We start from the raw sequence: 12507 nt of genomic DNA, 5'->3' as shown, positions 1-12507 counted from the left end.
TTATGCCTTAAGTGCCTGTTCGGCTCTATTCTGTTGTTGCACCTTGGGCTTGGGTATCCCTTGCTGATAAAGTTCAATAGCCTCTTCTACGGTATCGAAAATCTGTAGTCCTTCCGGGCCGAGGTAAATACCGACATCACAATTCTTTTTCAGTTGCGGCATGGCGTGAGCAACAATAATAAATTTGGCGGATTTACGCTTTTCGGCGATAACCTGTTCACACTTATGCTTAAAGTGCGCATCACCAACGGACATCACCTCATCCACTAGATAGCAATCGAAATCCACGGCGATGCTCAGACCGAACGCTAGGCGGGAACGCATGCCGGAGGAGTAGCTCTTTACCGGCGCATTGAAGTAATCACCAATCTCGGCAAAGTCCTGGACCCTGTCCAATATTGCCTGCCGGCCCCTTCCCCAGATGCCATGAATACCGCAAATAAACTCGGCATTCTCACGGCCAGTCATACTGCCCTGAAAACCGCTAGCAAGCCCCATGGGCCAAGATATACGCTCGTTGGTAATAACCCGCCCATAATCTGGGTAATCAATCCCGCCCATAATTCGCAACAGGGTTGACTTACCGGCACCATTTCTTCCGAGAATGCCAATATTCTTACCTTCCGGGAAAACGGCATTGACATCTTTGAACAACACCTTGCGACCATTCGGTGTGCGGAATGTCTTGGTCAGGTTACGCAATTCGATCATTTGCTGCGCACCAAGTCTCGCCACTGGCTGCGGTAAACCAATAGACCAAAGCCAAGCATTGCCAATGAACTGAATGTCAGGTATGGCAGGTTGGCGAACATGCCATGGTAACTGCTAAATAGTCCCTCACGAGTAAGCTCAATGACATGCAGTAAAGGATTCCAGGCGAGATACGGGTGGTATTGCTCAGGTACCTGCTCCAAAGAAAAGAACACACCTGACATGAAGTACAGCGGTCGCTGAATCAATGGCGCAAACTTGCCCGCCTCAGGGTATATAGCACCGGCCACACAGAGCGCCAAACTCATACCAAAGCAGAAACACAGGTAGAGAAGATTCACCACAATCAGTAGCAGAAAATTATTAAAGGTCGCGGATATACCGACCCAAGCCAATATCCCCAGTAGGGCGATCAGGCTTATCAGATAGATAGCAAACTCCAACATTACCCGGCTCATAACCGCATCAAAGGGGCGCAGCTGGCGATAGTTGAATAGACCGCGGTTGGAGTCCACTGCCACCAAAGACTTACCAAAGCAGTGGGAAAAGCACAAAAATGGGGCGATACCAGCGAGCATAAAGAGCACGGTGGGGATCCCCGGGTAGAATTCTCTCCCCAGGAAGCTGAAGAGTGTTGCCAAAACCATGATATGCATGGCCGGCTCTAGCAACACCCAGGCATAACCCAGCTTCCACTTACCGAATCGAGTTTTCATCTCGCGCACAAGTAACGCGAAGATCACATCTCGCTGGATCTGCCAGACAGAGCGTGAAGTTGTTGGACCCATAGCAGCTTTTTCTTGGACAATTGTGAGCCAGTTCTCTTTTAGCACATGCCTGGAACTGGGATAATTAACTCAGACCTACTTGGAAGGAATTACTTCACTTAGCCGAGTGGTGCTTATTTGAGCTTCACTCATTTTTGCTGTGCGAGCACTTTAGCTCACAGAGAGAGAAGATGACTCTATCCTGAATACGCCAGCGGCCTAATTGACCAGCGCAGCATCCTATCGCAGCCACCAAATTTCGTCACACCAAATTAATTACGCGCCATTACGTACACCTCACCCAATTCTAGTCTTCACTTAACCACTAAACTTACACAGATTGAATGCCACTCTCAACGAATGCCTAACACCTGGCACCAATAGATAAACCAAGATTTATATAAGACCATCATTCGATAACCGCTTAGGTAAACACTCACACATCTGCTCTACTAATAGGCTGATAACAATCGGGTCAATCAATGACCGCTTTTAGTATATTCTCCATACGCTTTGTATTTATTTCATACAGCGCTCAGCGATACATATCGATAGGCTCATAAAAATTTAGCCAGGCAGTATATCTAGGATGCCTCTAAATAATTCCGTAACATCTATGCCCTTGATAGTGATCCACTTTGAAAGCCAAAAGCAGCACGGAAATATTAAGAAGCTCCCCAGGAGGTCTCTAACCGATAACTCTAAGCCATGCCCTAGACTATCGCCTCCCTACAGCTCCTCTCATACTGTTCCTCTAGAAGTAAAGCTAGCAATAATAAATAGATGAAAAAGTGATGAGATCGATACTTGGAACAAAAGTACCAATACACTCTGGAAGCTCTGGACAGCAAGAGTTTAACCATTTCTTCATAGATCAGTATCTGATTGATGAGATGCGCTCGATACTTACCACATTAGAAAAGCTAGGGAGTTGATATCTTCGAACCAATCCTAGGGTGATGGTGAGCGGCGGCCCAGCACCACTTACGCCCTGCAGCTCCAGTTATACAACCCAAAAATCACCAACATTCACATTGAGTGCATTTAGGAAATCGATGAAGAGGGCACTAATGCCAGTGGCATAGATGGGTCAAAAACAAAAAATTTGCCATTCTGCGGATGAGAAAAAACCGATCAGAGTAGTTTATAGGCAGCAAGAATTCACTCAAAGAGGCAAGGACTGAGAACAGATAAAGCAGTAGTCGAGCAAGGAAATGGCCAGACCAAAAAAACCCCATATGGTGGGCGACACAGCATTGCCGGACAACCTCTACCCGGACCCACGCCATAGAGAAAACTACTGGCGCAATCACTGTAAAGCCCTAATGCCCTTTGGCGAGGACTTTGAATCCATCCCAGTGCACAAAGCGAAGCTAGCGGATCTGCGCAAGTGGCGGGAATCCCTTACCTTTCATCAGCAGCATGCACGCCGCGCAGAATTTAATAAATTCTTTAATTTCTTAATGGCTGAAGGCTTGTGCAAACTCGAAAGCAACCCGTTTACCACTGCCGATGATAGCCCCCGCCTGCTGGAAAAAGGAAAGCTCATTAAAAAGCATCAACGCTTAACTCTGGAAGTTCACTGGACCATTTATGAAAAGACAGGGAATAAGGTTATGAAGCGCTACAGGTTGATATGGGTATCAGCATGCTAACCACCATGCGCCGCGCTGATATTTGCGAGCTGAACTTTGAGAAACACTTGCAAGGTGACACCTTCGCACAACGATTAATAAATCCGAAACGCAACGTGACAGTCTCGCTGCCAGCCATCTAAGTTTTAATTTAAAAACGCACCAACAGCTTGGCAAACTTATTAGCCGCGCCAGGGAATTCAGCCTAACAAATTACCAGCACTTTTGATTCCTCTTTTTAGGTTAGGGTACAGAGAGTAACTCTATGGATAGGTCAAGCATGGCAAATTCAACATCCGCCGTGAGTAAAAAATCAAATGAGATGGGAGTTTTGAAAGGGTAAAATTCAGGCGAAAAAAAAGGGCCTGAAGGCCCTTTTTATTATCCCGCGGGTTTTTATGCACTTTTTGTGCACCTTGCAGAAATTGATCTCTCTTCTTCCACAATCCCTTGAAATACAAGGGAAATTTGGTGGAGCTAAGTGGGATCGAACCGCTGACCTCTACACTGCCAGTCTTCAGCACACAAAAATGCAAGTTACTGAATTTTAAGGAAAACAGCGGTTTTACAGCCACAACCCTCTCACTCTCCTCGGTGATATCGCACTGACGCTTTAACCACCCCCTCTACAATCAGCTCCTGCCCTTCCCAGATAGGGATTGGTTTATATTAATCTTTTGCCGACAGCCTTCCACGCCTCCCCTTCTATCGAATAAGTATAGCTTCTCCATCACAGGAAGCATGTTCAATAGTAGTGAAACCTCCCTCAATTAAAATAATAACCTCCGTATATGTAGATTTCGTGTTTCCTTCGTATACACGTTTAAACTCTTCTAAAAAAGAGTTTGCGGGTATTTTCTGCTGGTAGCAAGAGCTGATAGCGGTACAAACTTTCTTATGAAAGATATGAGCCTTTGTAATTTCTGAGTTGGCAACAACACTGTTAATCCAATCGATATTTTCTGATTTCTCCCACTCAACACCTTTATTTATTAGGTGTGCAGCTAGTGTTTGTGGTCGACCTGAACTAAAATTTTTAATTCCGTCGCGTAGTAGTGTAGACCACTTATTATCTTCACCTATGGCAATACAGTCCCTAAGGGGGGGGGATTTAGCTGGATTAGTAGCTAAATAATCTTCTAGTGGTGTTGACATAACAGACTCCTTTCCGAGAGTTATCATTGAAAAAATTTTCAAATAAGCCTTAAAGAATGGCTCATTATACTGTTTGAAATCCGACTATTTGGATGGATTCAATAACCCATACTACTTCTTGATACCAGCTTATATCAGAGTGAAAAATTGCATATCAATTACCTTGGCGAAAGGGCACGGAGTTGAGAACCAACGAGGTATGCGGGAAGCACCCGGGTGGGCTAGTGGGGTGCGGTTACCCTCCCATGAGAACTAAAACTTGGGCTGACTCTTCTTGTGAGAACTCCAGCCATACTTATCTACTATCGCCATAAACCGCTCATATAAATGAGCCTGGACGGGTTTATAAGATGGTATAGGTTGGGGAATGAGCCATTATGAACCTCAGAAACTACTTCAAATTCAGCTCTTTCTCAAAGAGTTAGGCAAAACTATTAGAGGCTGCTTCATAACTTGAAATCGGTTATTCTCACGCAATTACATAGAAAAAAGCCAAGAAATAGTGAGCCGATTCAAGTCAGAGTTAACCAATGATCAATGGAAATTGATCAAACCATGTCTTCCTGAATTAAAACGAGGAAAGGGAGGCCCAAAACCCATTGATAATCGGGCTTGTTTTGAAGGCATCCTGTGGGTTTTGCGTTCTGGAGCGCGATGGAAAGATCTTCCTTCACACTATCCATCACCGAGTACATGCTGAAGAAGGCTTCAGTTTTGGGAAGAGCAAGGAACTTGGCTACATGCATGGAGAAGGTTCCTGGAGCTATTGGATCAACAGTCTTTGCTTAACTGGGAGGAGGTCTTTTCTGATGGTAGCTTTGCATCAGCAAAAAAGGGGGCTTCGAAGTCGGGAAAACAAAGCGGGGCAAGGGTTCAAAGTGGATGGTGGTGGTCGATGGCGAAGGTATTCCACAGGGAGGCACCATTACTTCGGCCTCACCAGCAGAAGTAAAGTTATTACATCCATTACTTGATGTTACGTATAAAAATACAAAGATTCATCGCTTAGTTTATGATAAAGCGGCGGACTCTGATCCTCTTCGAGATAGTCTGTTGAGTCGTGGAATCGACCTTATCTGTCCACACAGGATAAATAGGAAAAAAGCCTCAAGGCAGGATGGTAGAAAGCTCAGAAGGTATACTCGCCGTTGGAAAGTTGAGCGGACTTTTGCGTGGTTGGGAAATTATCGCCGTTTGGTTATTAGATGGGAGCGATATTTGTCCACTTATCGTGCTTTTTTCTATATCGCATGCATGTTAATTACGTTAAAGAAGTTATGAAACAGCTTCTAGGAAGTCCACACTATGTTAGTACGATTTTATGAAGACAGAATTGATGAGCTTCCCGATGATGTCGCTAAATTTTATCTGTCTCGAATGGGCGTAAAGTTTATTGCTGAAATGACAGCGCAAGAGATCAACGCGCTTATAAGCGGCTCAATGACAGGGAACACGTTGGAGGAAGCAATAAAAGAAGCCAGACGTGAGATGGTCGAGCTGAGCGAGGAAGAAGACCGTTTAACGGATGAGGCTTTAAAGCGTTATGCAAAAGAAATGACGATTGAGAATATTGGCATGGTTAAGTTCAAAGACATGTTTTGAGCAGCCCTTCATTGGCACTAAAAGTCGGTGGTTCAGCCCCGCGTATACGGGGCATATCCAATCACATCAACCCATACTTCTCAGCAATAATCTGAAACTGTTGGGCATAAATGGTGCGGGCGGGTTGGTAAGGAGGCAACCATTCATCGGGACCTTTATCGCCCTTGCTCTGATTGTGGCCGTCATCCACTAGCCACAGATTGGCCGGGTCTTCGGCAAAGGCGCGGCGCTGTTCACGGGTCCAATTGGCACCGCCGTGCTTATGGGCCCATGAAAGTGGGACAATATGTTCAACATCCAGGTCCGAAGCTTTTTGGTAAAATTGGCCGGTATAGGGGTCCATCCACAAACCGGATACCACGGTGCAAGCCCTCTCATTGCTAAAGGTCACTGGAGCCAGAGAGAGACGAATCAGCAACTCCTGGCGAGTATTCTGGCAGTCGCCATCGGCATCAGACCAGCGGGGAAGCCATTGCTGGCGGTCGTAGGCTTGGAGTCGGCTTCGTAGCAGCCAATTAAAGCGGCTGCTACAGCAAGTAAGGAAAAAATACAACAGTGTTTTAACATCGAAAGGTAGTCTAACATCCAACACTTATTTTGATGGCTGAGCTATATATGATTAGAACGAGACAGCTGGGACACAAGGGCACCCCAGTCTGCCGAAAGCTTAACGTTTAGTCTGCACTTTTAGTGAAATACAGACTGTCTTTCACCCGAACGCCGGTACTTGGGTCAGTGACATACCAGGTTAGCTCATAATCTCCAGCCTCAAACCAAGCAGGAATATTTAGATAATTTCTAGTGTAGTCCTTCGCCTCAGAATAATTTAGCACCACATCCCGTGACTTATGGATGGGATAATTATCCCCGTTGGGAAATTTAAGTACACTCCACTGTTCGAGTGCCACCAAAGATTGCGTAGAATCTAAATTACGAATACTTGCATCATAATTGACTCTCCCTCCGTAAGAAGGAACTGAAAACTCGGCAGGTTCGTCAAGTGCAATTGTTAACTGAGTATCAGAGATATCACCTTCAACTTGCAATCTAAGGCCCGATAACTCTATATAGCCACCGGACACAGTGAAATTAATCTCACCTTTTCTGTCAAGAAGATTCTTTGGTAATATTTTATTGCCATCCATACAATAATTGAAATCTTGCAACTGCCTAATGGGATTAGGATTTTCTGGAGTTGGGAGAATAATGGGATAAAATAAAGGTACCGAAATCCATTGACTAACTACAGGCGGGTAACCTGGGGATTCATTTTCTACTATGAAACCTGCATAGTCCGCATCTCCACCATTAACTTCAGCTTGGATACAAAGCCTTTCAATACTATTGAATTGAAAGCCAATGTCTAACTTCACCTCATGAGTAACTCCATCCTCCATCATGAAAGGATACGGTTCACTCAGGTGTACTGGGGCACTGATCATGTCTGCCTGTACGGATGCCGATGCGCAGATTAAAATAAAGCCAGCGATGGATTTTCTCAACACAGTATTGTGCAGAGGTTGATTTATAGTCAGCTTTTTCAAAATAACAACTCACTCAATATATTATGAAGTATAACAATTCTTCCAAATAGAGTAGCTGGGACACAAGAGCGTCCCAGCCTGCCAGGAGCTTAAAGCTTAATCAGCACTTTTAGTGAAATACAGGCTGTCCTCTACCAGATTCCCGGTGCTTGGATTAACAACATACCAAGTCAACTCGTAGTCTCCAGCCTCAAACCAAGCAGGTATATTTAGGTAATTTCGCGTGTAATCCTTTGCTTCAGAATAATTCAATACGACATCCCGTGATTTATGAATGGGATAATTAGTCCCATTGGGAAGTTTGAGCACACTCCATTGTTCGAATGTAACCAATGATTGCGTATAGTCTAAATTACGAATACTTGCATCATAATTAACTCTTCCCCCATAAGAAGGAACTGAAAACTCAGCAGGTTCATCAATTTCGATCGCCAACTGGATGTCAGAGGATTCGCCTTCGACAACTAGCTCAACGTCCCAGAACTCTACGTAACCATCAACCGCTTCGATTGAAAACTTAACTTCCCCATCGAGAAGGTTTTTCGCCAAGAGAGAATTTTGATCTAAACAGAGACTAACATCCTGTAGCTCTGAGACAGGGTTGGGGTTTTCCGGAGTTGGATCATCGGCGGTGTAAACCATAGACATAGGAGACAATATCTTATAGGACATATGGCAGGGTTTAACATATTCCGGTCCTACAATAACAGCTATCCTGTCAGCATTTCCGCCTTTAACTTTAGTTTTGAAACAAACTTTTTCAATGGTATCAAACTGATGGGCAATATCTAAATCCACCTCATGCTCAACTCTATCTTCGAAGCTGAAGGGATACGGCTCACCTAGATCTATTGTTGTACTGATCGTATCTGCCTGAACTAATGTCGACGCGCAAATTAAAGAGAAACCAGCGATAGAATTTTTCACTACAGCCTTGTGTCGAGGGGATCTATTTGTCAATTTTTTCAAAACTACATTCCATTACATACATTTTGAGACACAAAAATACTTCGAACATTTTTTACAACCAAATCCTGATTAAGTGCGACCCATGCTTTGGTAATCGGTATTTATCGTACGTCTTAGATAGCTCCAAACTACGAAAAATAGATTTACAGAGCACAACCCCCAAAATCAGTAGGCTAAAAATGTTCGAATTATTCTATTCGATCATTTCCTTATACCTCAAAATTTTTACCTTCGTATCCGTACCATCTAAGCCAACAACTAAAACAACACGACTAACTAACCTGATTATCCCAATAAATCCCATTCAACGCGCTTAACATCTGCGTAACCACCCCAGCCAAATCGCTGCTTGTGTCGCCAGTAATCTGCGGCAATGTCGCGGGGCGGTTGGCGACCTGCCAGCCGCTGCTGCCATTTACATACAGCAAGCCGTCCGCTTTATTCAGGGCCACTTTTGCCGGGAAAAAATGCCAGTAGCCAGGGTCCGCCACATAGCGGGCCAGCTGGCCGTCTTTGCCGGCCCACTCATTGGTGCCTGCAGCCACTAGATAGCGGTCACCATCGCTGGCAGAGCCCGGCGGATCGTTTTGGATATTAAGCACTTCCAGCTGTAGCAGTGCGTCTACGGCAGGTGAGCGTCTGGCTGAGGTTGTAGCGCTCGGTGGCAATAAAGTTCAGGGTGTTGCGCTCGAGTAATACAAAGCGGGTACCGGCCGGGTGATTGGTTGGCGTGGTGCCGAGGCGCCCACGCAGGAAATAACCGATTTCCCAAACTCCGGGGCTGATTTCTTCCGCCTCGCCAAAGCTGACGATTTCATTGCCGATCAGCGCCCTATTCTGGCGGTTGAGCAGGTCTGCAAGAGTGCGGTTTTCCAGCGCGTCGCCCGTGTCATACAGGCGCAGCTGCACGCGGTTGTGGCTATCGGGGATTTCTCGCTTGTGGCTGGCAAGGCTGCTGGTCAGCTCGCCCATTACCGCTTCAATATCGGTGCTGTCTGACTCGATATAGTTCTGCCCCCCATCGAGGGAAAGGGCCACACTGGCACCACCCCAGGCACTGTTACTGCCGGCAATGGCGACGTAGTAACCGAGCTGGCTGTCGTCGCCGCTGGCCAGTATCGGCGCGTCGATAAATTGAATGTAAGTGGAGCCCGGCACCAGTGCCACCGGGGCCGGTGGAGCCATAGGAGCCACACCGAAGGCCTGGGACTGATAAGCGCTTTTGCGGTCGTGGATCAGTTTGACTTTCTGCTCGCCGTTATCCAGGGAAACCTCATCGATACGGCAGCGGTCGCCACGGAACAGCACCACATCACCGGGGGTGAGCTTTAGATAACTATCCGGCAGGGTAATTTCAAAATCCCCGCGCTGCTCTTCGATCATCACCTTGTGCATGATCACGGCGATCTGTGCGGCCTGGTCGCTTTCTAAAACTAATGGGGTTTCGATATTTTTTTCCCCCTCGCCGCGTGTATCGATACTGCGGTCACTGGTCTGCTTGCAGGTATCGATACCGCCGTCCGCGTCGTAATAGTTAAGATTCAGCACCCGCACAATCTCCTCCGGAGAGCGGCGGATTTTCTCGTCATCGCTATCGCCGATCAGGTCGTTTTCATCGATGGTCAACAGCGGTTCGGCGCCGCGCGGGGTAAATACCAGGGAATCGCCGCGATTGACCGGATCAAAAAAGAACGCCTTGGCCAGTTCTTGAATATGCTCGAACGCGGGGGCGTCGTTGCTGATCTGCATCCCCGAGACATAGCCTTCCAGTAGGGTGGTATCAAATTTGCCAAACGGCAGGCCGGCGCGCTCGCAGATCTCTGCAACCACGGCATAGAGTGGATAAGGCATAGGGATTTATTCGGGATTTATTCGGGTTTTATTCAGGGTGCTATTCAGGATTTTGCAGCAGAAACTGAAAACGGAAATTGCGGCTCATGCCGACTTTCACCAGGCCGGGGCTGTTCACATTGCTGGCCAGCAGATACTCGCTGCCGTAGCGGTCGCGCTGTTGACGGTGATACAGGTTACCGTTTTTCAGGTAGGCAAAAATCACATCGCTGGTGCCGCCCTGGGTGCTGCGCTTATCGTCCAGGGAAACCCGTGGGGTAATCATTCCCGGCCAGCTGGTGGTTACCTGGGCGCCCTGGCTGCTGTCATACCAGTACAGTTTGGCCGTGCCGGCTTCCACATAGGCAATCACCGGGCGCATATTCTGGTCGAAGGCCAGACTGACCTCGGTGATATTGTTGCCAGTGATAAATGTACTCGCTGCCACCTGCTGGGCATCCAATACGATGGCTTTGCCATCCTCCAAGACCCGCGCGCGCCAGGTTTGGAAATTCAGCCCACGGCTGGGGTCTTGAATGGCCACACCGCCGCGCTGGTAATCGGTAATGGCACGCACCGGCAGGGCGGCGCCGCCGATAAAGGGGCTGGCTACCGGCTGGCTCGATAAGGTGCTTTCAGGCAGTGCCATCTCAACCCCGCGCCCAGCTATGCCCCAAGGTGAGGGTCAAAATCTTCGTATCGTCTTTGGGAATGGCGGCACCGTCGCTGACGCGACTGAACTGCACCTGCCAGCGGCCCCAGCCAAGGCAGGCGACGATTGAGCGCACTCCGCCAAAATTGGCATTGTCGAGCCCCCAGGGCAGCTGTATCCAGGCCTCATAGCTGCCATTGCTATAACTGCCGATGGCCAAACCAGCGCCGCCGCTCGTGCCGCTGGGGTTCCCGGCAATATCGCCTATATCCCCCGAGTAAGCCGCGGCGCTGCCCCCGTAATTACCTCGACTGGCAAAGTACCAGTTGCCGTTCCCCGCATTATTCACCCGACTGGCGCGGGCCAGATAGTTGTAGGCTTCCCCGCCGATGGTGACCACGCCATTAAAATCGCGCAAATCGGGATAGAGGCGCAATTCATAAGTGACATCCAGGTATTCATCGGCCAGTACCGTAATGCTGCTGGGGTTGCCATCCGCATCGCGGATCAAAGCGCGGGAAAACAGCGCCCCGTTGGCAGGGTTAGACCAACCCACGCCCACTTCGGACAAGTTGTTGGCGCTGCCCAAGGGGTTAAAGCGATAGGTTTTGCGCATGGCCAGATACCAGGGATCGACACTGCTCTGCGCCGATTGGGTGTCTGACAACAGAGTATTATGTTTGGCAACAAATCGATTCATATCGCTGTCGGTGACCTGCGGTGTGGCGGAGCCGCTGCCCACATAGCAGTTACCTGCCGCAGTACTGGGGGAAGCCTCTCCCAACCGATTGAGGCCCAGATCCGTAATCAGATTTTCAAATTGCGCCACGGTTGTGCGGCTGCCGGGAATTTCAGCGCCCCGCCGCGCCTTAAATTTTTCGACGGTGTAAAAACCGCGCACGCGGCTTTGCGATGGAATCATTGCAGGTCTCCAGAAATGCCAAGAAAAGTCGAGGTGAAGGATTCAGGCTCGGCGTTGTCGTAGGTGATCAGCGCGCTGCGCAATTCACCAGAAGCAACCCACAGAAAAGTGGCGCTGAGTAGCTCCGGTTCGTAATGGTCATAACTGCTCAGGATTGAGCGCAGCTCGCCAGAGGAAACCCCCAAAAAAGTGGAGCTGAATGACTCCGGGGCATAGTTGTCGTAACTGCTCAGGATCGAACGCAGATCGCCGGAAAGCCCTAAAAAAGTCGAACCCATGGCATCGCGGGTTAGCGCTTCCGGTGCCGGGCGCACACCGGCAATGGCCGAATTCATGTTATCCACCGCCTCCAACGGGTAGGGCTTGCTAGTGAGGGTAAAACCTTCAGAGCGCTCCACCTCAAACGCATACTGCGGAATGGCGCCGCCGGTGCTGGTGAGATTTTCGTTATCGATGACCAGATAACAGGTGCCGCGATAGGCGGGCACATTGTTAATACCAAAGGCGGCCTGCAGTACCGCGCTGGGCATTTGCTGGAAACCGCCGAGGAAAAATTCAGCCAGTTGTAAAAATGCCTGGTTATTGTCGATCTGGGTGGGGTCTGTGTGTCGCGGTCATAAACTAATTCGTTGTTGCGCCAGACTTTGCAGATACCGGTAATCGGCCCCTCGCAGATGCGTATCGCATAAGTGCGGTACACCTCCTCGTTAACCACTTCGGT

Annotated in this window: 16 protein-coding genes; 4 read left to right on the top strand and 12 right to left on the bottom strand. The window is 48.2% G+C overall.

The annotated features are described in order from the left end of the window. Both ACJJID_RS01520 and ACJJID_RS01515 read right to left on the bottom strand, forming a co-directional pair. Positions 1 to 711, bottom strand: a complete 711-nt coding sequence (locus ACJJID_RS01520; RefSeq protein WP_444921180.1) for an ABC transporter ATP-binding protein — start codon at positions 709 to 711, stop codon at positions 1 to 3. Further along, positions 708 to 1499 (bottom strand): ABC transporter permease, encoded by a 792-nt coding sequence (locus ACJJID_RS01515; RefSeq protein WP_444921179.1) that lies wholly within the window; start codon positions 1497 to 1499, stop codon positions 708 to 710. The genes ACJJID_RS01520 and ACJJID_RS01515 overlap by 4 nt, the downstream gene beginning before the upstream one ends. A 1193-nt stretch (positions 1500 to 2692) precedes the next feature. Between ACJJID_RS01515 and ACJJID_RS01510 the strand changes: the two genes are divergently transcribed. Beyond that, positions 2693 to 3133 carry a hypothetical protein gene (locus ACJJID_RS01510; protein ID WP_444921178.1) on the top strand — a complete coding sequence of 147 codons (441 nt, stop codon included), beginning with the start codon at positions 2693 to 2695 and terminating at the stop codon, positions 3131 to 3133. Between the two features lie 242 nt (positions 3134 to 3375). On the opposite strand, the gene ACJJID_RS01505 is transcribed toward ACJJID_RS01510, so the two are convergent. Beyond that, positions 3376 to 3687 (bottom strand): hypothetical protein, encoded by a 312-nt coding sequence (locus ACJJID_RS01505; protein WP_444921177.1) that lies wholly within the window; start codon positions 3685 to 3687, stop codon positions 3376 to 3378. A gap of 130 nt (positions 3688 to 3817) precedes the next feature. Then, positions 3818 to 4267 carry a hypothetical protein gene (locus tag ACJJID_RS01500; RefSeq protein ID WP_444921176.1) on the bottom strand — a complete coding sequence of 150 codons (450 nt, stop codon included), beginning with the start codon at positions 4265 to 4267 and terminating at the stop codon, positions 3818 to 3820. Positions 4268 to 4769: 502 nt separating this feature from the next. On the opposite strand from ACJJID_RS01500, the gene ACJJID_RS01495 reads away from it, so the two are divergent. From ACJJID_RS01495 to ACJJID_RS01485, 3 genes are all read left to right on the top strand, one after another. Further along, the gene (locus tag ACJJID_RS01495; protein ID WP_444921175.1) at positions 4770 to 4967 is read left to right on the top strand and encodes a transposase; all 198 of its coding nucleotides are present in this window, start codon (positions 4770 to 4772) and stop codon (positions 4965 to 4967) included. Between the two features lie 122 nt (positions 4968 to 5089). After that, entirely contained in the window at positions 5090 to 5548 is a 459-nt protein-coding gene (locus ACJJID_RS01490) for an IS5 family transposase (RefSeq protein ID WP_444922592.1), read from the top strand. Between the two features lie 24 nt (positions 5549 to 5572). Continuing rightward, a complete protein-coding gene (locus ACJJID_RS01485; protein ID WP_444921174.1) occupies positions 5573 to 5869 on the top strand; it encodes a hypothetical protein in 297 nt (98 codons plus the stop codon). A gap of 61 nt (positions 5870 to 5930) precedes the next feature. On the opposite strand, the gene ACJJID_RS01480 is transcribed toward ACJJID_RS01485, so the two are convergent. The 8 genes from ACJJID_RS01480 to ACJJID_RS01445 all read right to left on the bottom strand — a co-directional run bounded on the left by ACJJID_RS01480 (position 5931) and on the right by ACJJID_RS01445 (position 12316). Then, entirely contained in the window at positions 5931 to 6461 is a 531-nt protein-coding gene (locus tag ACJJID_RS01480) for an HNH endonuclease family protein (RefSeq protein ID WP_444921173.1), read from the bottom strand. Positions 6462 to 6543: 82 nt separating this feature from the next. Next, complete coding sequence (locus ACJJID_RS01475; RefSeq protein WP_444921172.1) at positions 6544 to 7413, bottom strand: RbmA family biofilm matrix protein; 870 nt, start codon at positions 7411 to 7413, stop codon at positions 6544 to 6546. Between the two features lie 96 nt (positions 7414 to 7509). Then, complete coding sequence (locus ACJJID_RS01470) at positions 7510 to 8382, bottom strand: RbmA family biofilm matrix protein (protein WP_444921171.1); 873 nt, start codon at positions 8380 to 8382, stop codon at positions 7510 to 7512. A 272-nt stretch (positions 8383 to 8654) separates the two neighbouring features. Continuing rightward, entirely contained in the window at positions 8655 to 8984 is a 330-nt protein-coding gene (locus tag ACJJID_RS01465) for a DUF2793 domain-containing protein (protein WP_444921170.1), read from the bottom strand. After that, entirely contained in the window at positions 8977 to 10233 is a 1257-nt protein-coding gene (locus tag ACJJID_RS01460) for a phage tail protein (RefSeq protein WP_444921169.1), read from the bottom strand. The genes ACJJID_RS01465 and ACJJID_RS01460 overlap by 8 nt, the downstream gene beginning before the upstream one ends. A gap of 40 nt (positions 10234 to 10273) precedes the next feature. After that, positions 10274 to 10861, bottom strand: coding sequence for a hypothetical protein (locus ACJJID_RS01455; RefSeq protein WP_444921168.1), 588 nt, complete (start codon positions 10859 to 10861; stop codon positions 10274 to 10276). 1 nt (position 10862) lies between these two features. Next, on the bottom strand, positions 10863 to 11786 hold the full coding sequence (locus ACJJID_RS01450) for a hypothetical protein (protein WP_444921167.1): 924 nt from the start codon (positions 11784 to 11786) through the stop codon (positions 10863 to 10865). Then, entirely contained in the window at positions 11783 to 12316 is a 534-nt protein-coding gene (locus ACJJID_RS01445; RefSeq protein ID WP_444921166.1) for a hypothetical protein, read from the bottom strand. The genes ACJJID_RS01450 and ACJJID_RS01445 overlap by 4 nt, the downstream gene beginning before the upstream one ends. Positions 12317 to 12507: the final 191 nt, after the last annotated feature.

It is taken from the genome of Microbulbifer sp. CnH-101-G (assembly GCF_052466775.1).
Note: the sequence above shows the minus strand (reverse complement) of the source record. Positions and strands in the feature narration are given on the sequence as shown.